Origin of the sequence: Azospirillum sp. B4 (assembly GCF_000333275.1) — a bacterium.
In the GTDB taxonomy this organism is placed as follows: Bacteria; Pseudomonadota; Alphaproteobacteria; order Azospirillales; family Azospirillaceae; genus Nitrospirillum.
This window is the reverse complement of the sequence record NZ_BACU01000303.1, coordinates 18,663-41,606: the sequence shown is the minus strand read 5'-3', so window position 1 is coordinate 41,606 and position 22,944 is coordinate 18,663. Positions and strand designations below refer to the sequence as shown.

Here is a 22,944-nt window from a genome sequence, read left to right as displayed (position 1 = left end):
GGATCGGTTGCCCGATGACAGACCTGCATGGGCCCGAGGCGCCGCCCGCCCTCACCCGTCATCTGCCACCCGCCAAGGTTGTTGCGCCGCACACAAACCCGGAGTCCCGCCTGTGCAGTTGCGAAAGGCCTTGCGCCTTCCCCGACTGAGACCGGTATCAGTCGCCCGGCGATTGGTACAAACGCCACATTGATAATATCATAAACGTAATCTTCAATTTTTTGTCGCCCATCGCCGCACCCTGTGGTAGCGTTACCATTGCATAGGGTTGGGGGCTCTCCACGATAGGGGCGGCTGCACAATTACTCTGGCAAACGGGAGGAAGAATGCTGGCGGGCTAATCATGCCGCTCGCCTGCCAGATAATACAGAACGCGGGTATTTTCATATAAATATGATAGCGCTAACAGCGGAAACGTTGGCGCTGCCGTATTTGTTCGCCCGCGTCGAATATCACAAACAAAATTCTATATCCGGAAACTAGGGAGGGATAACATGGTGAGATTCCAAAGAAAAAAGGGAGCGTCCAAGTCTTTGGCGGCGGATTTCCGCAACGCCATCCTGGCTGGTGTTTCGCTGGCCACCATCACGGGCCTGGCAACGCCTGCACTTGCGCAAACATCGCAGGCCAATCCGGCTCAGGGCGGCGCCAATTCTGATGTCATGCAAGACATCATCGTCACCGGTATCATCGGGTCTTTGCAACGTAACCTGGATATCAAGCGCGAGGCGGACGGCCTGGTCGACGCCATTTCCGCCGAGGACATTGGTAAGTTTCCCGATTCCAACGTCGCGGCATCCATGCAGCGCATCCCCGGCGTGTCCATCAGCCGCGGCACCAGCAGCATGGGCGGTGTGCCCACCTCCACCGGTGACGCCACCGCCATCACGGTCCGCGGCTTTGGCCCCAGCTTCAACGAGACGTTGTTCGATGGCCGTGTTTCGGCCACGGCCGCCAGTTCCGGCCGCGGGTTCGACTTCAGCTCCGTCAGTTCCGACTTCGTCGGGCAAATCGACGTGCTGAAGTCACCGGACGCGGCCCTGTCCGCCGGCGCCATCGGCGCCACGGTCAACATCAAGTTCCCCAAGCCGCTGGAACATTCCGGTTTCCGGGCCGCCGGCTCGGTTTCCGGTTCCTACGCCAGTGACGCGGATGGCGCTTCGCCCAACGGCGCCTTGCTGGTCAGCGACACCTTCGCCCACGACACCTTCGGCATCCTGGTGGCGGCGGGCTATAACGAGACCCAGACCCTGGGCAACCATGTGAACAACCAGGGCTGGATCGGCACCACCACGGACAAGTTCGGCAGCCTGGCCTCCGGCACGGCTTCCGGCACCCCGGCGTGGTTCATCCAGGACTACGGCATTTATCAGGAACACAGCGACACCATCCGCAAGTCCGGCCGCCTGGCCTTGCAGTGGCAGCCGTCCGATCAGATCGAAATCACCCTGAACGACGACTTCCAGCAGGAAGACGCCCACCAGAACCAGTACGGCTACAGCATCTGGTTCAATTCCGGCAGCCTGCAGAACGTCAAGACCAACAGCAACGGTTCGGTCGTCAGCTTCGTCCAGCCGAACACGCCGACGGATTTCCAGGCGCAATACAACAGCCAGGTGCTGAGGAACAACCTGTATGGCCTGAACGTCAAATGGACGCCGACCAACAACTGGAAGATCACGGTCGACGCCGCCCGCTCCGAATCCTGGCAGAACCCTGGCAACGAACTGACCAGCCTGGACGCTGACGTCGGCTATGGCTCCTGCGCCAGCGGCACCTGCATCAACACCAACAATGTCGGCATCGTCGGCGTGGCGGCCGGGTCCCTGCCCTACCCCACCGTCTACGGCCCGAACGGCGACACCTCGCACTTCACCAACGGCTTCATCGGGTCGCACGTGCTGCCCATGAGCTCGACCCGCAACTACAACGTCATCGACCAGGGCAAGGTCGAGGGCGAGTGGAAGAGCGGCGACACCACCATCCGCTTTGGCGCCCAGTACATCGACAACAAGGAAGACCTGTCGGCCTATAACAGCTTCGCCAACAGCGACTGGCAGGCCTACAGCGGCTATGGCCCGGCCTCGGGTTCGCCCACCGGCGTGGCGCTGCCGCAGGATTGGTTCACCAAGACCTTCAGCACCGCCAACTTCATCCCCGGCTTCGCCAACAATGGCAACCTGCCCTCGCAGATCCTGATGGCGAATCCGTACCAGATCCTGAACTACCTGCAATCGCTGGGCAACCCGCAGACCAAGACCATCCCCGGCTTCAACACCGGTTGCTGCACCCCGCCCTTCGATGGCGTGTACCGGATGATCCTGGACCCGGGCTCCAAGCGTAACATCGAGGAAGAGACCTACGCCCCGTATATCGCGGCGACGTTCAAGACCCAGGTGGCCAACATGCCGCTGAAGGTCAACCTCGGTGTTCGTGAGGAAATCACCCACGTCATCTCTTCCGGCCTGGGGCAGACGCCAACCAGCTTCACCGTCACGCCGGGCGACAAGACCGCGTTCACGGTGGCCTACGGCCCCGTCTCCACGGTCGAAGGCACCAACAATTACCAGTACATGTTGCCCAACCTGGACCTGACCCTGGGCGTCACGGACGATCTGCAGGTGCGCTTCAACGCGTCGCGCACGCTGACCCGTCCGCCGCTCAACAACATGACCCCGGTGTACAGCCTGTCAACCCAGCGCGTCGGCACCGTGTCGGCCTCGGGTGGCAACCCCAACCTGATGCCCTACCTGTCCGACAACCTGGACATCGGAGCCGAGTACTATTACCAGCGCAACTCCTACATCGCCCTCGATGGCTTCATGAAGAGCGTCAGCAACTTCATCATCGGCGGCACATCGCAGAAGACCTTCGCCGGTGTCATTGACCCGACCACGGGCAAGGACATGCAGTACAGCTACAGCACCTACGTCAATGGACCGACGGCCGAGATCTACGGGCTGGAAATGGCCATCCAGCACGTGTTCGATGACACCGGCTTCGGCTTCCAGGCCAACGCCACGGTGGTGGGTACCAACAAGCCCTATGATCCCCTGAACCTGGCGGTCAGCAACTTCGCCGTCACGGGTCTGGCCAACTCCGCCAACTTCGTCGCCTTCTACGACAAGCATGGCTTCCAGGCGCGCGTCGCCGTGAACTGGCGCGATGAGTACCTGGACCACTTCGGCCAAGCGCAGGGCGGTTCCATCTTCGGGTCCGAGCCGACCTTCGTCGATCCGGCCTGGGAAGTGGACTTCAGCACCAGCTACGACGTGAACGAGTATGTGAGCGTCTACTTCGAGGCCTTGAACCTGAGCAACGAGACCTACTCGACGCACGGCCGGTTCAAGGAACAGCTGCTGGATGCCGTCGCCTACGGGCAGCGGTACACCATCGGCGCCCACTTCAAGTACTGAGTGGTTTGTTTGTGAGCGTCTCTTCTTCCTCCTAAACTTAACAGGGGCCGCCGTGGCACGTGGCGGCCCCTTTTTTCCCTCCCGGGGGATGGAGGAAAGGCTCTACACTGGCACGAAATCGGATGTCCGGGAGTCCCTGCCAGGGAGAGGGGGCCGGCGTCCCTGAACCAGGATGCCTTCATGGATCGTCCCATCCAGCACATCGTCATCGTCGGCGGCGGCACGGCCGGCTGGCTGACCGCGGGCATCATCGCCGCCCGCCACAGGGCGCGCATGCCCGCCGGCTTCAAAGTCACCCTGGTGGAATCCCCCAACGTCGCCATCATCGGCGTGGGTGAGGGCACGTGGCCCACCATGCGCACCACGCTGGAGAAGATGGGCGTGTCGGAGACGGAGTTCTTCCGCCATTGCGACACCGCCTTCAAGCAGGGCGGCAAGTTCGTGGGCTGGACCACCGGCGCCCCGGGCGACGCCTACTATCACCCGCTGATGCTGCCCCACGGCTGGTCCCAGGTGAACCTGGTGCCCCACTGGCTGCAGGACGCGCGGGGCCGCACCTTCTCCGACGCCGTCTGCCCGCAGGAAGCCATCTGCGAGGAAGGGCTGGCGCCCAAGACCATCGCCACGCCGGAATACCGGGGCATCGCCAACTACGCCTATCATCTGGACGCCGGCAAGTTCGCCGGCTTCATGCAGAAGCACTGCACCGAGAAGCTGGGCGTCCATCATGTCCTGGCCGACGTCACCCAGGTGAACCAGGACGAGACCGGGGACATCACCAGCCTGGTGACCGAACAGGCGGGCGAGATCACGGGCGACCTGTTCGTGGACTGCACCGGCTTCCGCGCCCTGCTGATCGACAAGACCCTGGGCGTGGGCTTCAAGGAATGCCGCGACGTGCTGTTCTGCGACACCGCGCTGGCTGTCCAGGTGCCGTTCGAGCGTGAGGACGCGCCCATGGCGTCGCAGACCATCGCCACGGCGCAGTCCGCCGGCTGGATCTGGGACATCGCCCTGCCCACCCGGCGCGGCCTGGGCTACGTCTATTCCAGCGACCACACGGATGAGGAGACGGCGCGGGCCGAGTTGGCGCGCTATGCCGGCACCCAGGCCGAGGCGCGCAAGATCCCCATCCGCGCCGGCCACCGGGAGAGGTTCTGGAAGAACAACTGCGTGGCCGTGGGCCTGGCGGCGGGCTTCCTGGAACCCCTGGAAGCGTCGGCCATCATGCTGATCGAGCTGTCGGCCAAGATCATCGCCGAACAGCTGCCGGCCCGGCGCAGTGTCATGGACATCGTGGCCCGCCGCTTCAACGACGTGACGCTGTACCGCTGGGGCCGCATCATCGATTTCCTGAAGCTGCACTATGTCCTGACACAGCGGACGGATACGGCCTTTTGGCGCGACAATGTCGACCCGGCCTCGGTACCGGAGCGCCTGCGGGATCTGCTGCGCCTGTGGAAGTACCGCGCGCCCTGGTTCCTGGATGAGTTCGACCGGCTGGAGGAGGTGTTCCCCGCCGCCAGCTACCAATACGTGCTGTACGGCATGGGCTTCCGCACCGAGGTGGACGCCATGGACAACGGCGCCAGCGCGACGCTGGCCAGCCGCATCCTGGAAGAGAACGCGGCGATGGCCCAGAAGATGCGGGCCAACCTGCCCAAGAACCGCGATCTTGTGCGCAAGATCCGCGACCACGGCATGCAATCGATCTGAGCGGACCCCATGACCAATATCGCCATCGTGAACCACCAGGCCCACCGCGACCTGCAGGTGAAGGCCAAGGCCAGCCCGGCGTTCGACGCCCGGCATTTCGTCACCGTCATCGTGGCGGAATTCCCCCTGCTGGCCGTCCAATGCCCCATCCTGCTGTCCAAGGACGCGGAGACCGGGGCCTTCGTCTGCGGCGCCGTTCTGGGCTTCGACCAGGGGGAGAATTTGTTCCTGACGCCGGAGGGCTGGCAGGGCTACCGCCCCCTGAACCTGCAACGCGGCCCCTTCTATACCGTGGGTGACGACCTGGCCATCGACCTGGACGATGCCCGCGTCGGCCGAGACGCCGGCGAGCCGTTGTTCGCCGCCAATGGCGAGATGACGCCCTACCTGAAAAGCATCATCGCCGCGATGCAGGAGCTGCGGCCGGGGCTGGAGCGCACCAAGCGCTTCATCGACACGCTGATGACCCTGAAGCTGGTGGAGCCCGTCGACATCAGCCTCCGCTTCGACGATGGCACCCAGCGGGAACTGACCGACCTGTACACCATCGATCGGGAGGCCCTGCGCGCCCTGCCCGACGCCGCCGTGCTGGACCTGTTCCGCCGCGGCTATATGCAGTTGATCTATCTGATGATCGCGTCGCTGAAGCACATCCCCCTGATGGCGGAGCGCAGGAACCGCCGGCTGACGGCCGGGCTGTCCTCGGCCCCCGCCTGGGGCTGACNGCGCCCCCCATGACCACACCGATCGCCACCGCGACGGGCGGGAGATCACCTCGCGCGAGCAGTTTCAGCGCGAGGTGGTCGACAGGTGCCAGCCCCTGGTGCTGCGTGGGCTGGTGGGCCACTGGCCGGCGGCGGCCACGGCCACGCCGGCGGCCTTCCGTGATTACCTGGCCCGTTTCGGTCCCGGCGTGGCCATGGAAACCTTCGTCGGCCCACCGGAGATCAAGGGCCGCTATTATTACGGCGCCGACCTTCAGGGCTTCAATTTCGAGCGGCGCACCCTGCGCCTGGGCGAGGCCCTGGACATGATGGTGCGCGGCCTGGGCGATTCCGGCAGTCCCACGCTCTATGCCGGGTCGCTGACGGTGGACCAGCATCTGCCGGGCTTCACCGACGAAAACGCCATGCCGCTGCTGCCGCCGGGCACGCAGGGCCGCGTTTGGCTGGGCCACGCCTCCACCGTCGCCACCCATTATGACGCGTTCGAGAATTTGGCCTGCGTCGCCGCCGGCCGCCGGCGCTTCACCCTTTATCCACCCGCCGCCATCGCCGACCTCTATGTCGGGCCCATCGACAACACCCTGTCGGGCCAGCCCGTCAGCCTGGCGGCGTCCGACCCCGACAACCCCGCCTATCCCCGCTTCCAGGCCATCCGCGACCAGGCGCTGGTGGCGGACCTGATGCCCGGCGACGCGCTGTTCCTGCCCAAGTTGTGGTGGCACCAGGTGGAGGCGACGGCCCCCTTCAACGCCATGGTCAACTACTGGTGGGACGCGCACGCCACCGGCCCCGACGCACCCTTCACCAGCCTGCTGCTGGCCATGATCACCCTGGCGGAACGGCCGGCGGCCGAGCGCCAAGCCTGGCGCGCCTTCTTCGACCACTACGCTTTCCGCCAACAGGGCCATCCCCTGGCCCATCTGCCAGAGGAGAAGCACGGCGTGCTGGGCCCCCTTAAGGCCGGCAACTACGGCCGCATCCGCGCCCGGGTGATGCACCTGCTGCGGGGTGGATGAGAGAAGCTGTTATTATGACAGTGACATTTGATCGTAACCGCTCAAACGTCCCCTCATGCGCCGGGCGGCGGACATCCGTCCGCCTTGGCTGATCCTCGCTTTCCAGTCCGCTCCGCTCCCCGGAAAGCTCCGGCGCCCGCAGTCGCGGGCTACAGCGCCACGAGTCTATATCTCGTGCCGCTGATTTTATTCCCTCAATCGCCGGGCGGCGCAGTGCCGGTCGATGAAGGCCTGGTGGTGGGGCATGGTCTGGACCACGCGGCCGATGACATCGTGGATGTTGGCCAGGGCACCGCGCATCTTCTCCGGATCCAGCAGGTCGGTCAGCGGGTCGTAGCGGCGCGGAATCAGGCCCTGTCCGGTGAAGACGTAAAGCCAGCTCTGCTCCGGGAACAGTTCGCTGTCCTCCCGCTGGATCCGGCCGTGGCTCTGGAATAGCTCGATCTTGGTCTTCAGGCTGTCCGGCCATTCGATGGCCGCGCAGTGGCGCCAGAAGTCGCTGTCCCGCCGTTCGCCGGTGGCGTAATGCAGCACCAGGAAGTCGCGCACCCGCTCATACTCGAAGGCCAGCATCCGGTTGTAACGCTGGATGTCCGCAGGCTCACACCGCCGGTCGGGCAGCATCTGGATGAACAGGGCCAGGCCGCGCTGGATCAGGTGGATGCTGGTGGACTCCAAAGGTTCCAGGAAGCCGCTGGCCAGGCCCAGGGACAGGCAGTTGCGCTTCCACGTCTCCCGTCGCCGGCCGGTGACGAAGCGCAACACCCGGGGATCCGCCAGGGGCTTGCCCGCAAGGTTGGCGAGCAGCGTGTCGCGCGCCGCCGTGTCGTCCAGGAAGTCCTGGGCATAGACCAGGCCGTTGCCTTCGCGATGCTGCAAAGGGATGCGCCACTGCCAGCCGGCGGCGCGCGCCGTCGCCAGGGTATAGCTGGGCGGCGGCCCGGCGCGCTCGCTGGGCACGGCCATGGCGCTGTCGCACGGCAGGTGGCGCTGCCAGTTCTCATAGCCGGCCTGCAAGGCCTCCTCGATCAGCAGGCCGCGGAAGCCGCTGCAATCGATGAAAAAATCGCCCTCGATCCGGCGCCCGTCCTCCAATTGCAGGGCTGCGATGAAGCCGTCCTCCGGCCGCAGCTCGGCCTGCACCACCTTGCCTTCCACCCGGGTGACGCCGCGCGCCTCGGAATAGGTCCGCAGATAGCGGGCGAACAGGGCGGCGTCGAAGTGCAGGGCGTAGGTGATGCCCTCCAGCGGTGACCCCGGCGCCCGCACCGGCCGCATGAAGCGGTTGTGCGCCGCCGCCACGGCCTGCAGCGAATACTCCTCCAACGGGGCGGCGTCCCCCATGAGGCGCTGGCGCAGCCAGTAGGCGGGGAAGCCTATCCCTTCCATCTCGAAACCGGTGTGACCGAAGGGGTGGAAATAGGAATGGCCGACGCGGGTCCAGTCCTGGAAACGGATGCCCAGCTTGAAGGTGGCGTTGGTCTGGCGGATCAAATCGTCCTCATCCAGGCCCAGCACGCGGATGAAGTTCATGATGGGCGGGATGGTCGCTTCGCCCACGCCGACGGTGCCGATCTGTTCGGATTCCACCAGCTGGATGTCGCACTTCAGGTTGTGCAGGAACTTGGCCAGGCTGGCCGCCGCCATCCAGCCGGCGGTGCCCCCGCCGACGATGACGATGCGGCGCAAAGGACCGCTGTTAGCGTTATCATCTTCAGCGTGCGGCGCGGCCATGTCTTTTTTGGTCCTGGCGATTTCTCCCTGTACCCCCTTTCTATCCTGGCGCGGGGCGCCGCGTTACAACTTTTTATGGCAGGCGTCACGAATGCGGGGGAGGCAGCCCCGGAACCACCCTCGCCCCCTGACGGTTTGGTGACATCACCACCGGGAGGGCCGCCACGATGGCGCCGCGTTCGTTCTGGAAAGGCTATCTCAAGCTGTCGCTGGTCACCTGCCAAGTGGCCATGACGCCGGCGACGTCGGAGAATGAGAAGGTCCGCTTCCACACCCTGAACCGCCACACCGGCAACCGCGTGGTCAGCCGCTATGTCGACGCCGGCACCGGCGACCCGGTGGAGGAGGAGGACGAGGCCAAGGCCTATCCCCGGGGCGAGAATGACTACCTGATCCTGGAGGATGACGAACTGGACGCCGTGGCGCTGGAAAGCACCCGCACCATCGACATCGAGATGTTCGTGCCCCGCGATAGCGTCTGCTGGATCTGGTATGACACCCCCCATTACCTGACCCCGAGCGACCCGGTGGGGGAGGAGGCGTTCTCGGTCATCCGTGAGGCCATGGCCGCCACCGGCACGGTCGGCATTTCCCGCCTGGTGATGTACCGGCGGGAGCGCGCGGTGATGCTGGAGCCGCAGGGCAAGGGCATCATCGTCTGGACCTTACGCTATGGCGACGAGGTGCGCGACGCCGAGGCCTATTTCGGCGATATCCGCGAGGAAAAGCCGGCGCCCAAGCTGCTGTCCCTGGTGAAGACGCTGATCGAGGAGCGCACGAAGGCCTGGGCCCCCTCCCTGGTGGACGACCCGGTGCAGGAGCGCCTGCTGGACCTGATCGCCGCCAAGAAAAAGGGCCGCAAGCGCCCGGCCAAGGCCAAGGCGGTGGAGGCGGATGCCCCCAGCAACGTCATCAACATCATGGACGCGCTGAAAAAAAGCCTGGCGGCGGAAGGCAAGGGCACGCCCAAGCGGCGCTAGACCGATGCCCTTGCAGATCGATGTCGGCCTTGTTTCCCCGGCCTCAGGCGTACGGCACGGCCTGGAATTCCGGCAGCGCCTCCGCCCGTTCCGACAGGCGGACCAGGCCCGGGTGCTTGGCGGGATCGACCAGGCCGGGCGTCATGTTCTGGGTGAAATACCAGGTGACGGCGGTGGTGATGTCGGCCTGGTCGGGGCGGTCGCCGCCCAGCCAGGCGGCACCGTCGCCCACCTCCTTCTCCAGCAGGTCGAAGGCGGTGACGGCCTGGGCGCGGACGCGGTCCAGCCAAGGCTGGTGCTGCTTGTCCTCCGGCCGCAGGTTCAGCTCATAGGCCACCTGCACCGTCTTCTCGCACGCCACCAACGCCAAGCCGATGATGCGCTGGGCGCGAATGAAGGCGGCGGGGTCGGCCGGCATCAGGTGCCTGTCCGCCGGCACCAGCCGCTCCAGCGCCTGCAGGATCAAGGTGCTGTCCATCAGGACGGTGCCGTCGTCCAGCACCAGGGTCGGCGCCTTCACCACCGGGTTGATGGCGGCGAAGGTGTCATAGTGGCGGAAGACGGAAACGGCCTCATGCTCAAAGGTCAGGCCCATGGCCACCAGCGAGATGCCGACACGGCGGACGTAGGGGGAATCTGGCATACCGATCAGGCGCATGGGGCGAGCCTCCTTCATGTGGGGAGGCGCATTCTGCCTGAAACGGCGACGGGCGCCAGCCCTTAGCGCCTGGCCTTGCGCGACGGCCCCTTCCCTTCCTCCAGCGGCCGGGCGGCGGCACGGAAATCGGCCCACGGATCGGCCTTCAGGGTCGCCAGGCGCGTGGGCGCCGTCATGACCGTGAAATAGGCCGGCCCGATGGCGGGGCTCAGTTCGTCCCAGGCCAGGGGCATGGACACGGCGGCACCCGGCCGCGCCCGGGTGGAATAGGCCGCCACGGCGGTGGCGCCGCGCTGGTTACGCAAATAATCCACCAGGATCCTGGCCTTGCGCTTGGCCTTGGTGATGGTGGCGACGAAGCGGTCCGGGCTGTCGGCGGCCATGGCCTCGGCGATGCCCTTGGTATAGGCCTTCACCGCCTCCCAATCCGCCTGGGGCTTCAAGGGGGCCACCACATGCAGGCCCTTGCCGCCCGTGGTCTTGACGAAGGCGGCCAGCCCCGCCTGTTCCAGCCTGTCCTTGACCTCGCGCGCGGCGTCGATGACGGCCTGCCACGCCACCCCCTCCCCCGGATCCAGGTCCAGGGTGATGGTGTCCGGCCGCTCCCAATCCGTCAGGGTCGTTCCCCAGGGGTGGATCTCCAGCACCGCCGCCTGGACCAAGCCCAGCAGGCCGTCCAGGTCGTTGACGGCGATCAAGGGCCCCTCTCCCGGCTCGGTCGGATCGGGCACCTGGACGATGGCCTTGTTCAAACCATTCCACGCGTGCTTCTGGAAGAAGCTCTCACCCGTGATGCCGCTGGGGCAGCGCAGCAGGGCCAAGGGCCGGCCGACGATGAAAGGGGCGATGTGGCGCCAGACCTCGGTGTAATAATCGGCCAGGCCGGCTTTGGTCACCCCCTCATCCGGCCAATACACGCGATCCGGATGGGTCAGCGTCACCTGGGGCTTGGGCGCGGGGCGGGGCCTGCCCGCCGGCGCGTTGGCTACCGGTTCGCGCACCACGTCTTTCGGGTCCTTGTCCTCGCGCAGGCCGCGGAAGGCGGCGTGGCGGATGTTACCGTCGCCGGTCCAGCTGCGGAAGTCCACCTCCGCCACCAAGTCGGGCCGGACATAGCGCACCAGGCGCCGCTCCTCTGTCGTCAGGCTGTCGTCGAAGGGACTGTCCTGCACCCGCATACGCTCCAGGCGGCGAAACAATTCTTCCGCTACCGAAACGGTATAGCCGGTGCCGACACGGCCCACATGGCGCAGCTTGCCGTCCTCATACACCCCCATGACCAGGGAGCCGATGGCCTTGCGGGCGGTGGTGGATGGGACGTAGCCGGCCACCACGAATTCCTGCCGGTTCCCGCACTTGGATTTGATCCAGCCCTTGCCCCTGCCCGGCTTGTAGGCAGCGTCCCGCACCTTGGAGACGATGCCCTCCAGGCTCAACCGGCAAGCGTGTTGCAACACCAGGCCGCCGCTCTCCTCGAAATGCGCGCTGTAGCGCACGGGACCGCCCGCCCCGGCCAGCAGGGCCGCCAGCGCCGCCTTGCGATCCTCCAGTCCCACGCCCCGGAGATCCTGGTCCTCCAGGTACAACAGGTCGAAGGCGTAGAAGACGAAGCGGTCCTGCCGCCCCTCGCTAAGGTCGCTTTGAAGCGCAGAGAAGTCGGAGGCGCCGGCGGCACTCTCCACCACCAGCTCGCCATCAATCAGCGCCCGGCCCACGGGCAGCGCGGCCAAGGCCTCGGGCACGGCCTTGCCGAACTTCTTGGTCCAGTCCAGGCCGCTCCGGGTCAGCAGTTTCACCCGCCCGGCCTCGATCCGCGCCTGAAGGCGATAGCCGTCGAACTTTATCTCATGCACCCAGCGCCCACCCGTGGGGGGCTTGGCCTGCAGGGTGGCCAGCGCCGGTTCCACGAAATCCGGCAGCTCGCCCGGTTTGGCGCCCTTTAGCCTGGGCACCGCCACAGCCTCGGCCTTGGCCGCCGTCTCGCGGGCAGTGGAAGCGTTGGCAGAAGGCCCTTTGCCGGCGGCTCCGCGCGCCTTCTTCACGATCCTGCCCGTCTTGGACGACCAGCCCGGCTCCTCCCCCGCGACCTCATCCAGGCCGCGACCGGTCTTCACCGAGTTCGGCCGCTCCTCCAGGATATCGGGATCGCCTTCGGCCCGGGCGGCTTCGTCGTCGCCCTTGATCAGCAGCCAGTTCTCCCGCTTTTCCCCCGGGCGCCCGTGCATGCGCACCAGATGCCAGTGGCCGCCCAGCTTCTCCCCGTGCAGCTCGAAATCCAGGTGTCCCTTCGCATAGCCCTTGTGCGGGTCGCCCACTGGCGACCATTCCCCCCGGTCCCAGACGATGACGGTGCCGCCGCCGTACTCTCCCTGGGGGATGGTGCCTTCGAAGTCGCCGTAGTCCAGCGGGTGATCCTCGACATGGACGGCCAGGCGCTTTTCCCCCGGCACCAGGCTGGGGCCACGGGTGACGGCCCAGCTTTTCAGCACGCCGTCCATCTCCAGCCGGAAATCGTAATGCAGACGCGTGGCGTCATGCTTCTGGATGACGAAACTGTGCCCGGCCTTCCGCCCCTTGCGGCCCCGGGGTTCCGGCGTGGCCGCGAAGTCGCGCTTCTTGTGATAGGTCTCCAGCGCCATGGCCTAGCCCGCCTTCCGCCGGGCGGGGGCGGCCTTGCGCGGCTTGACGCGGTTGGCGTTCGCCGCTGTCTTCTTCGCTGCCGGCTTTTTCGTGGGCGGCTTCTTCGCCGCCGCGCCCAGGCCGGCGCTTTCCCGCAGCGCGGCCATCAGGTCCGTGGTCTTCTTCGGCGGCGCGCGCTTGAGCGCCGGCAGGGCCTTGCCCTCCAGCTTGGCCTTTACCAGTTCGGCCAACGCCGCTTCGTACCGGTCGTCGAAATCGGCGGGATTGAACGTGCCCTTCTTGGTTCCAATGATGTGCTTGGCCAGGTCCAGCATCTCCCCCTCGATCTTGATATCCTGGATCTCATCGAAGGCCTGGGCGGCGGCGCGCACCTCGTAATCGAAGTTCAGCGTGGTGGCGATCAGGCCGGCGTCATGGGGGCGGATCAGCACCGTGCGGGCGCGGCGGAACAGCACCGTCCGCGCCAAGGCGACCACCTTCTTGGCCCGCATGCCCTCACGGATCAGGGCATAGGCTTCGTCCGCATGGCGGTCACTGGGCGCCAGATAATAGGGCTTGTCGAAAAAGACGTCGTCGACATCGGCACAGGGGATGAAGGCCATGACCGACAGGGTCTTGTCGCTTTCCGGCACGGCGGCCGCCACCTCTTCCGGTTCCAGCATGACGTAATCGCCGCGCGCCACCTCATAGCCCTTCACCTGGTCCTCGCGATCCACCGGTTCTCCTGTCTCGCTGTCCACGAACTGGCGCTGCACGCGGTGGCCGGTGGCGCGGTTGACGGTGTGGAAGGCGATGCGCTCCGACGCCGAGGCGGCGGTATAGAGCGCCACGGGGCAACTGACCTCACCGATCTTCAGAAACCCCTTCCAGTTCGCCCTGGGGGCCATGACGCACCTCCCGAACCACGACGTTCAAGAACGCGACTCAACACCGGTGATGGGACGTGGGTTCCGGGGAACCGGCGTCAGGCCTTCCCGGTTTAGCGAGGGCCATTTCAAGGGAGGGGTGGGGTGAAGCTGTTCAACTGCCAGGCTTGCGGCCAGATGCTGTATTTCGAGAACCGCGTCTGCGAACGCTGCGGACATCGGCTGGGCTATCTCCCCGACGACGACAGGATGCATGCGCTGGAGGCGGAGGGCGAGGCCTGGCACGCGCTGGGTGCGCCGCAGCGCCTGTACCGGTTCTGCGCCAACGCCGAGCAGGACGCCTGCAATTGGCTGGTCCCCGCAGGATCAGAGGAGCCCCTGTGCGCCGCCTGCCGTCACAACCATACCATCCCCGACGTGTCCGACGCCCAGGCGCTGGCCCAGTGGCGCAAGATCGAGTTGGCCAAGCATCGCCTGTTCTACACCCTGATCAAGCTGGGCCTGCCCCTGGCCAACCGGTCGGACGATCCGGACAGCGGCCTGGCCTTCGACTTTCTGGGCGATCCGGCCCCCGGGGCATCCGAAGGGCCGGTCATGACCGGCCATGCCAATGGCTTGATCACCCTGGCCTTGTCAGAGGCCGACGATGGCGAGCGGGAGACGCGCCGTACCCGCCTGCACGAACCCTATCGCACCCTGCTGGGTCATTTCCGGCATGAGATCGGCCATTATTACTGGGACCGCCTGGTACGCGACGAGGACAGGCTGGAGGCCGCCCGCGCCCTGTTCGGCGATGAGCGCCAGGACTACGCCGCCGCCCTGCAGCGCCATTATGACCAGGGCCCTCCGCCCGACTGGCAGCAGTCCTACATCAGCGCCTACGCCACCAGCCACCCGTGGGAGGACTTCGCCGAAACCTGGGCGCATTACCTGCACATCGTCGACACGCTGGAAACGGCGCACGCTTTCGGCATGCACGTCCGCCCGGCGGTTGACCCCACCGGCGACCTGTCCGGCCGGGTGGACTTCAACCCCTATCGCCACGGCACCATCGCCGACATTGTGGACGCCTGGCTGCCCATCGCCTTCGCCGTCAACAACATCAACCGCAGCATGGGCCAGACCGACGTCTACCCCTTCATCCTGACGGAACCGGTCATCGCCAAGCTGGGCTTCATCCACAGCCTGGTGGGGGCTGACAGGGCGACCGGCACCTAACGGTCATAGACCGGTTGGGGCCCCCCTCTTCCAATCGGGTAACTCCAAATAAAGATAATCCACCACATTCCACAAACGGTTTAAACCAATTATAGTAAGTGTCTCTGGTCACAAGACTATCACCTATCGTCAGAAATCGTCACATTTACGATGAAAAAAGATAATAGAGAAATTAAATTCATCGAAGGCATTCGCGGCTTTAGCGCGTTGCAGGTTTTATTTACACACTACTGCTGCGCGTTCTTTCCAGCTCTTGCTCGCGTTGGTGGAGCGCCTCAATTTTCGTGGGAGAAACGCGCAATTGACAGCCCAATAGTGTTCCTTTTTGATGGCGGAATACCCGTTTTCATCTTCTTTACCATGAGCGGTTTTGTGCTCGGCGGCGTTTTTATCAACTCCGAACTCACGGTGACACAGCAAATAGCCAAGAGATTCATTCGCTTATACATTCCAGTATTCTTCTCTTTAATTTTTTCTGCTGTGCTTATTTATAATTTCCGGGACATTCGCCTGTCTTTCCAAGCAGTAAGTATATCCGGCTGGGCTCGCAGCCTCTACAATGTGTCTGATTTATTTTCATATTCGTTTTTCGGTGAGATATTTTTTAATTCAATGATTATTGGTTACAAGAATGGCACTGTTCTTGATACCATGAGACTATCAACTCCCGGCCTTTTGCCTTTGACCTCCGGCCTGAATCCCCCTTTATGGACCATTCACACGGAATTTTGGGGATCACTGTTGGTGCTGGGGGTCGCGCAACTCTACCGACGGGTATCCCGTCGCACCTTCTGGTCCGTATTCGCCCTGCTGCTATACTTGACCGGCGTGGGGTTCTATTCCCTGTTCCTCATTGGCTTAGCGACCTACATCCACCGGGATCGGCTACTGGATAGCCGGCGGGGCATGGCCACCACCATCATCGGCCTTCTGTTGCTGGCGGCCGGCATTTACATCCCCAGCTGCGTCAGCTCGGCTCCCTTCAATTGGCTGCAGGACCGCTTCCGGTCTTTCGTCTGGATGCAGGCTTTTGCGGGAGTGCAGATACAAAAGGAGCTGGGTGCCGTCCTGATACTGGCGGGCATCATTCTGCTGCCCGGGCTGCGCCGCTTTCTTTCCACACCTTTCGCCGTCTGGCTGGGCAAGATTTCCTTCGGGTTGTACCTGACACATTTTCCGCTGCTGTTCACCGTCGGGGTGGGCACGTTTGTCGTCGCCCAACCGCATATGGGCTATCTGGCCGCCGCCCTGCTCGCCACCGGCGTCGGCACGGCCGTATCCCTGCCGGCCGCCATCCTGTTCCATCGGTTTGTCGACCAGCCGGCGATTTACCTCAGCCGCAAAGCCAAGCTGAAGCGGTCCGCCGTCGTTCTGGACAGCCCGGCCAAATCCACCGCGACGCCCTGAGTCATTGGAATTACGATATGGAAAACACCGGTTCTGACGCGGTGGGTCTGCCAGCGGAAATCAGCATACGGCCGGCCGCGGATGTTCCGCCCGCCAGCGGAACTGAGATATCCGCCTTCCGAGTCACACTGACATTTTCCGTTCTTGTCCTTTTCGCCATCGGCGTCGCCATCGCGGCCGTGACCTTCCATGGCGTCCCCGCCACCTTGCCGTCGGCCGACATCATCATCCCCAAGCTTCGCCCGAACGTGGCGCCGGAGCCAGTGGAACGCTTCGCCTTCATGCTGGGGTCCGTGCTGGTGCCGGCCGCGGCCTTGGTGCTTGTGGCCATGGGGGGGACCATGGCGGTGTCGCTTTCCCGGCGGGGTTGCGCAGCCCTGTCGGCTGCCTTGTACGCGATGATCGCGGCCTTGATCCTGATCGGCTTTTCCGAATTCGACTTCGGGCTGTCCACGCTGAAAGGCAAGGCGGCCCTGGACCAACGTTCCCTGCCCATCCTTCTTGGATGCGTCGGCCTCGCGGCCGCCTGGACTTTCGCGTGGGTGGGCGCTGGCCGGAAACAGCGGCTACCCCGGCCGGCACCGGCCTCCCTGGCGGCGGCGACCTGGGGACCGTTCATCGTCGCATTGGCGACCCAGGTGTCCTGGCGCGTGGTGGGCGAGACCTCCATGCAACCAGCCATCGCCTGGTCCATCCACATGGACGCCGTGACCTACGCCATCGCCCAGGTCATCTCCGGCAGGACCATTCTCGTCGATCTGCCGTCGCAATACGGCTTCGCGGCGGAATTCCTGGGCAACCTGTTCAGGATGATCGGCTTTTCCGTCCTGAAGATGACGTCGCTTTTCGCCCTGATGCAGATCTTCGCCCTGGCCGCCCTGTTCCAGGTGATCCTGAAGCACACGCTGCATCTGGTCCTTCAACTCGCCTTTGCCTTGGCACTGGTCATGGTGACGTTCGAGACGGTCATCCGGATCAACGACGTGGCGGAATTCTACTTCCAATATTGGCCACTGCGTTTCCTGTGGCCCGCCTTGTCGGTGCTGGCGTTTCATTTCTATCGCCTGCGGCCCACCCTCGGCCGCGCCGCGACCGTATCCCTCATCGGTGCGGTCGGCAGCATCTGGAATGCGGATTCCGGCCTGGTCATCGCCGGCGCCTTCACTGCCTTCCTGGCGGTGAAATGGCTGTGCCTGTTGGGGCATGCGGGCACGACGGCCCCCCGCCGCCATCTCATCAGGGCGGCGGCCCTGCATGCGGCCATCTTCCTGGGAGTTCTGGGCGTCACGGCGCTTTATATCCTGGTCAAGGGTGACCACGCGCCCCATTGGGAATGGCTGACGGCCTACCAACAGCTGTTCTACGGCCTGGGACTGCAGATGCTGCCCCTGCCCCTGGGCGTCAGCAATCCCTGGATGACCGTCCTGGGTGTGTACCTGCTGGGCATCGTCACCGCCGCCATCGCGGGGCAACGGGCCGCCACCAGCCGAACCATGGACCTGGTCTTTTATCTCAGCGTCCTGGGCTGGGGCCTGTTCGTGTACTACCAGGGCCGATCGCACATTCTGAATCTCATCACCGTCTGCTGGCCGGCGCTGATGATAGGAACCATCCTGGCCGACCGGGCGATCCGCTTCGTGCGCAGCGGCCGGCTGGGCCGGCCGCACCTGATCCTGCCATCGGTCGCCTTGGGCCTGCTGCTTTATTGCGCCGTTCCCTTCGTGACGCATGCCGGCGCGCTTTGGGCCGGCGCCGGGGATGCGTTCGCCAGTCGCGGGGCTGCCGTCTCACCGCTGGTGGCCGATGAGTTGGCGTTCATCCGCAGCTACAGCACGCCGGGCCAGGAGTGCGTCATCCTCTCCCTGCGCCAGGGTCTGTACTACGCCGCCACGGGGCTGTCCGCCCCGGTCGAGGGACCGGGATACATCGAGCTGCTGACGGTCCGGGATCAGGATGCCCTGATCCAGCAGCTGACGAGCCACCGTTTCGCCTGCGTCTTCGTCGGCCTCGGCCCCCAAAGCGCGGTGACCCTGGGAACGGACGTCCTGGGCCTTTTCCCCGGATATGACACGGTGGCGACCAGTCCCCTGGGCTCCATGATCGCCCTTCGCCCATCCGCCCAATAAGGCGCACCGGGGCCCGGGCGGGCCTGTCCTTCAAAGACAGAGCCTTTGCCCGTCTTGTGGCTTGACGACCGCCACAAGCCAGAGTGCAATGTGACCCAGACAATAGTGTCACAGCCCGCCTATTCCCGTGAGGACTCGGCCGCATGCAGCCGTACAACCAGTTCGCCCACGCTGACGGGATGTACACCATCGCCGCCAGCCTGTCCGGCACCAACCTGGAACGGGCTGGCGACCATAACCAGCGTGTGACCCTGCAGGCCATTCGCGTCAGCGGCCAGACCACGCGGGCGGAACTGGTGGAACTGACGGGCCTGACCCTGCCGGCCATCGCCAACATCACCAAGCGCCTGCTGTCGGACGGCCTGATCGTGGAGGCCGGGCGGCAGCATGGCGGACGGGGCCAGCCCGCCATCCTGCTGGAGATGAACCCAGACGGTTGCTTCTCCATCGGCGTCAACATCGACCGCGACCATGTCACCCTGGTGGTGATGGATCTGCTGGGCAAGGTGCGGGCGCGCGCATCGCGGGAGATCGCCTTCGCCCCTCCGGGTGAGGTGGCGGACTTCTTCCGGACGGAGATCACCACCATCCTGGCGCGCACGCGCCTGCCGCTGTCGCGCTTCATCGGCATCGGCGTCGCCATGCCGGACGATCTCGGCCGGGTCAACCTCGCACACTGGGCGGAGGGCTATGCCGCCTGGCGCAACGTGGACGTGGCCCGCCTGTTCGCCGACATCCTGCCCCTGCCGGTGTTCGTGGAAAATGACGCCACCGCCGCCGCCCTGGGCGAATTGCAGTTCGGCCACGGCCTGCGCCACCGCAGCTTCTTCTACATTCTGATCAGCGGCGGCTTGGGCGGCGGCATCGTCGTGGATGGCACCCAGTTTCGCGGCGCCCGGGGCCGCAGCGGGGAGATTGGCTTCCTGCCCGTGCGGTCCGACCGCACCCCCGCCCGCACCCTGCAGGAAGCGGTTTCCCTGTCCGCCCTGTATGACCGCCTGACCACCGCCGGATACCCCATCAACCGGCCGGAGCAACTGGCCCAGTTGCACGGCACGGCGGGGGAGGCGGTGGTGGCGGACTGGATAGACCTGGCCGCCGACCTGATGACCGACCCGCTGGTGGCCACCAACTGCCTGGTCAATCCCGAGGCCGTCTTCCTGGGTGGCCGGCTGCCCGCCGCGCTGGTGGATCGCCTGGCTGCGGCCCTGAACAGCCGCCTGGCCGACCACCGGCACCTGGTACCCCAGGTGGCGCCTGTCCTGCGCGCCGCCATGGCCGCCGACGCCCCCGCCATTGGTGCCGGCATGCTGTCCTTCACCGACCGCCTGCTGCCCAGCCGTGCCGCCTTGATGAAGACAGCGGACAACTGAGGCGCCCCTCTGTCCTGTTAGGACAGAGCACGGCGCTTGATTAACAAAAACGAATTCATTTAATTGACCGCCATAAGCGAGCCAGGGAGGGCGGCCCATGCGTCGGCGGAGTTTCCGGACATTTTTCATCAGCGTCCTGGCATCCGCCTGGATGGTGGGCCTGTGTCCGCTTCCGGCCGGGCCCGCCCAGGCCATGGCCCCACCGCACGTCGTCACCAGCACGGGTGCCTTGGCAGGCCAAGCCACGGGCCAAGGCGGCGCGCTTTTCCTGGGCATCCCCTTCGCCCAGCCCCCTGTGGGCCGGCTGCGCTGGGAACCGCCGCAGCCCCTGACCTGGACGGGCGTCCGCGAGGCCACCCATCCCTCCCCTCCCTGCCTGCAAGCGCCCTATGGCTGGAACGACGCCCTGGCGGCGCGCAGCCAGGAGGATTGCCTGTACCTGGATATCCGCACGCCGGCGATGACACCGGCCAAGGCCTTGCCGGTAATGGTCTGGATCCACGGCGGCGCCAACCGGGCGGGAGGCGCCGACGGTACCGTGCTCTCCAACCTTGCCGACCAAGGCGTGGTGCTGGTGGCGTTGCAATACCGGCTGGGCGCCTTCGGCTTCCTGTCGCTGTCCGAACTGACGGCTGAATCGCCCCACCATGCCTCGGGCAACTATGCCCTGATGGACCAGATGGCGGCGCTGGCCTGGGTGCGGCGGAACATCGCCCTGTTTGGCGGCGATCCCGACAACATCACCATCTTCGGGGAATCCGCCGGCGGGCAGGATGTGGGCCAGCTGATGCTGGCGCCCGAGGCCCGTGGCCTGTTCGCCAAGGCCATCGCGCAGAGCGGCACGGCGGGCTTCGGTGTGCCACCGCGAAGCCTGGCGGAAAATGAGACCCTGGGCCAACAGGTGCTGGACGCGGCGGGCGTCCAGACCCTGGCGCAGTTGCGCGCCCTGTCCGGCGCCGACATCCTGGCGGCGACCGACACGCTGAAGCCAAGCACCATCGCCGACGACAGCTTCATCTGGTTGCAGGCGGTGGTGGATGGCTGGGTCCTGCCCAAGGCGCCGGAGGATCTGCTGGCCGACGCCGCCCCCGTGCCCCTGATGATCGGCAGCCTGGCGCGCGAGTTGACGCTGTACGGCGGGCCGGACGCGGTGGTGCCCACCATCCACCGGGCCTTCGGTCCCAAGGCCCCGCAGGCGTTGGCGTTCTATGGCGTCAAGGACGGTATCGCGCCGGCCCCCGACCCGCGCCTGGGCGACGTGGCGACGCAGCTGGCCGACGACCTGACCTTCCGTTGCCCATCGCTGCATGTGGCGGCCGCGCAGGCCGCCCGGCACATCCCCACCTGGGTCTATCACTTCGACCGCAGCCCGGCGAAGGGGCCCGTCACCCACGGCAGCGACCTGCCCTTCCTGTTCAGCGGACTGCCGGCCGGCGCCCCGGGCGACGCCACGCCCACCGTGCAACGCTACTGGATCAACTTCGCCCGCAGCGGCGACCCCAACGGCAAGGGCCTGGTCCACTGGCCGGCCTTTGGCCCCAAGGGCGGCTACCTGGCCTTCACCGACGCCGGGCCGCAGGCCAAATCCCGACTGCGCGGTCCCCTGTGCGACCTGCGCCCGCCGATGCCTTAGAGCCAAATCCTGTCCAGGCGATGGATGGGAAGCGTCAATCCTTGGCCAGATCACGTAAATACGCGCAAACCATGTCGGCCAGGGCGTCGGAGTAGGCCACGATCTCCGCTTCCGTACGCGGGGTTTCGGAGAATTCCTTGCCCACGGCGCTGAGCGTGGTCTTGATCAGGTCCCCCGCCATGGCCCGGACCGCATCCGAAGCCTGGGGCAGCGCCTCCCGCAGGAAGGTGTCGACTATGCCGGCGCCCGAGGCTTTGGCCTCCCCGGCTTCCGGCGCGTCGCGGTAGAGGGGGGCGGCGTCGCTGAGGGCCACGCGCATCGCCGCCTCCTCGCACTCCGAACGGATGAAGGCATGGACCAAGGCCCGCAGGCGGTCCAACGGCGGCATGCCCCTGTCTTCCAGGATGGCGCGCAGCAGGTCGGACGTCCGCCGCCACTCATCGCTTTGCAGGCGGAACAGGATGGCGGCTTTGTTGGGGAAGTACTGGTACAGCGACCCGACGCTGACCCCCGCCCGCTCCGCCACGCGCGCGGTGGTGAAACGCGCCGCCCCCTCCGCCGCCAAAACCTGAAGCGCCGCCTCCAGGATAGTGGCGACCAGATCCGTCGAACGGGCCTGCCGGGGCTGTTTTCGTGAGGAAATCTGCGGGCTTCGGCGATCGGCCATGGGCGTCTTCGGCAATGCGAATAGGGAACCTGACGGATTAGTCGTATTTTGAGGCCGGCGCAAGACGGCGCCTGATCCAAACCCCGGGACCATGCCCATGAACACCCTGACCACCACCCCGCTGGCCCCCTTGCTTGACCGGCTGTTCGCGGAAGCCGAGGCCACTTCGCCAGCCTCCATTCCGGCCGCGACCGCCCTGTCGCCGGAGGAACGGACGCGCCTGATGCGCAGCAAGACCGACTACCTGGCTTTCTACGGCGCCCTGAAGGACATGCCGCTGGCGGTGTCGCGGGAGACCGGCACCCTGCTCTACATGCTGGCGCGCGGCATGGGGGCACGCGCCATCGTGGAGTTCGGCACGTCCTTCGCCATTTCCACCCTGCATCTGGCGGCGGCCCTGCGCGACAACGGCGGCGGCCGGCTGATCACCACGGAGTTCGAGCCATCCAAGATCGCGCGGGCGCAAGCCAACCTGGCCGCCGGTGGCCTGGCCGACCTGGTGGAGATCCGGCAGGGCGACGCCCTGAAGACGCTGGGCGCCGACCTGCCCGACAGCATCGACCTGCTGCTGCTGGACGGCGCCAAGGCGCTGTATCCGGAGATCCTGGCCCTGGTGGAAAGCCACCTGCGGCCTGGAGCGCTGATCATCGCCGACAACGCCGACCACAGCCCCGACTACCTGGCCCGTGTGCGGTCGCCCGCAAGCGGCTATCTGTCCACGCCCTTCGCCGAGGATGTGGAACTGTCCATGCGCCTGGGGTAGTCCCCG

16 protein-coding genes are annotated in these 22,944 nt (G+C 65.7%); 11 read left to right on the top strand and 5 right to left on the bottom strand.

The genetic code is table 11. From position 1 onward, the window contains the following. The first annotated feature begins 662 nt into the window (after positions 1-662). The 4 genes from I55_RS13780 (at position 663) to I55_RS13765 (ending at position 6,873) form a co-directional block, all read left to right on the top strand. Positions 663-3,416, top strand: coding sequence for a TonB-dependent receptor (locus I55_RS13780; RefSeq protein ID WP_199902588.1), 2,754 nt, complete (start codon positions 663-665; stop codon positions 3,414-3,416). 180 nt (positions 3,417-3,596) lie between these two features. Next, a complete protein-coding gene (locus tag I55_RS13775) occupies positions 3,597-5,132 on the top strand; it encodes a tryptophan halogenase family protein (RefSeq protein ID WP_044561154.1) in 1,536 nt (511 codons plus the stop codon). A 9-nt stretch (positions 5,133-5,141) separates the two neighbouring features. After that, positions 5,142-5,855 (top strand): SapC family protein, encoded by a 714-nt coding sequence (locus I55_RS13770; protein WP_044561153.1) that lies wholly within the window; start codon positions 5,142-5,144, stop codon positions 5,853-5,855. 76 nt (positions 5,856-5,931) lie between these two features. Continuing rightward, positions 5,932-6,873 carry a cupin-like domain-containing protein gene (locus tag I55_RS13765; RefSeq protein WP_252181135.1) on the top strand — a complete coding sequence of 314 codons (942 nt, stop codon included), beginning with the start codon at positions 5,932-5,934 and terminating at the stop codon, positions 6,871-6,873. 186 nt (positions 6,874-7,059) lie between these two features. Here I55_RS13765 and I55_RS13760 read toward each other — a convergent pair whose 3' ends face one another. Next, positions 7,060-8,607 carry a tryptophan halogenase family protein gene (locus I55_RS13760; RefSeq protein WP_044561151.1) on the bottom strand — a complete coding sequence of 516 codons (1,548 nt, stop codon included), beginning with the start codon at positions 8,605-8,607 and terminating at the stop codon, positions 7,060-7,062. Positions 8,608-8,774: 167 nt separating this feature from the next. Between I55_RS13760 and I55_RS13755 the strand changes: the two genes are divergently transcribed. Next, positions 8,775-9,587 carry a Ku protein gene (locus I55_RS13755; protein ID WP_044561150.1) on the top strand — a complete coding sequence of 271 codons (813 nt, stop codon included), beginning with the start codon at positions 8,775-8,777 and terminating at the stop codon, positions 9,585-9,587. A 43-nt stretch (positions 9,588-9,630) separates the two neighbouring features. Here I55_RS13755 and I55_RS13750 read toward each other — a convergent pair whose 3' ends face one another. The 3 genes from I55_RS13750 to I55_RS13740 all read right to left on the bottom strand — a co-directional run bounded on the left by I55_RS13750 (position 9,631) and on the right by I55_RS13740 (position 13,772). After that, entirely contained in the window at positions 9,631-10,245 is a 615-nt protein-coding gene (locus I55_RS13750) for a glutathione S-transferase family protein (protein WP_044561149.1), read from the bottom strand. 62 nt (positions 10,246-10,307) lie between these two features. Further along, positions 10,308-12,884: a DNA ligase D gene (ligD, locus tag I55_RS13745; protein ID WP_044561148.1), complete on the bottom strand. Its 2,577-nt coding sequence runs from the start codon at positions 12,882-12,884 to the stop codon at positions 10,308-10,310. A 3-nt stretch (positions 12,885-12,887) separates the two neighbouring features. Beyond that, entirely contained in the window at positions 12,888-13,772 is an 885-nt protein-coding gene (locus I55_RS13740) for a Ku protein (RefSeq protein WP_044561147.1), read from the bottom strand. A 123-nt stretch (positions 13,773-13,895) separates the two neighbouring features. Here I55_RS13740 and I55_RS13735 point away from each other — a divergent pair, with 123 nt between their 5' ends. The 5 genes from I55_RS13735 (at position 13,896) to I55_RS13715 (ending at position 21,508) form a co-directional block, all read left to right on the top strand. After that, on the top strand, positions 13,896-14,969 hold the full coding sequence (locus I55_RS13735; RefSeq protein WP_044561146.1) for a putative zinc-binding metallopeptidase: 1,074 nt from the start codon (positions 13,896-13,898) through the stop codon (positions 14,967-14,969). A gap of 150 nt (positions 14,970-15,119) precedes the next feature. Beyond that, complete coding sequence (locus I55_RS34460; RefSeq protein WP_083901096.1) at positions 15,120-16,376, top strand: acyltransferase; 1,257 nt, start codon at positions 15,120-15,122, stop codon at positions 16,374-16,376. 17 nt (positions 16,377-16,393) lie between these two features. Further along, positions 16,394-18,502 (top strand): hypothetical protein, encoded by a 2,109-nt coding sequence (locus tag I55_RS13725; RefSeq protein ID WP_044561144.1) that lies wholly within the window; start codon positions 16,394-16,396, stop codon positions 18,500-18,502. Between the two features lie 143 nt (positions 18,503-18,645). Beyond that, complete coding sequence (locus tag I55_RS13720; RefSeq protein WP_044561143.1) at positions 18,646-19,875, top strand: ROK family protein; 1,230 nt, start codon at positions 18,646-18,648, stop codon at positions 19,873-19,875. A 97-nt stretch (positions 19,876-19,972) separates the two neighbouring features. Further along, entirely contained in the window at positions 19,973-21,508 is a 1,536-nt protein-coding gene (locus tag I55_RS13715) for a carboxylesterase/lipase family protein (RefSeq protein ID WP_085940014.1), read from the top strand. Positions 21,509-21,542: 34 nt separating this feature from the next. On the opposite strand, the gene I55_RS13710 is transcribed toward I55_RS13715, so the two are convergent. Then, complete coding sequence (locus I55_RS13710; RefSeq protein ID WP_044561142.1) at positions 21,543-22,175, bottom strand: TetR family transcriptional regulator; 633 nt, start codon at positions 22,173-22,175, stop codon at positions 21,543-21,545. Between the two features lie 97 nt (positions 22,176-22,272). Between I55_RS13710 and I55_RS13705 the strand changes: the two genes are divergently transcribed. Continuing rightward, a complete protein-coding gene (locus I55_RS13705; RefSeq protein ID WP_044561161.1) occupies positions 22,273-22,938 on the top strand; it encodes an O-methyltransferase in 666 nt (221 codons plus the stop codon). Positions 22,939-22,944: the final 6 nt, after the last annotated feature.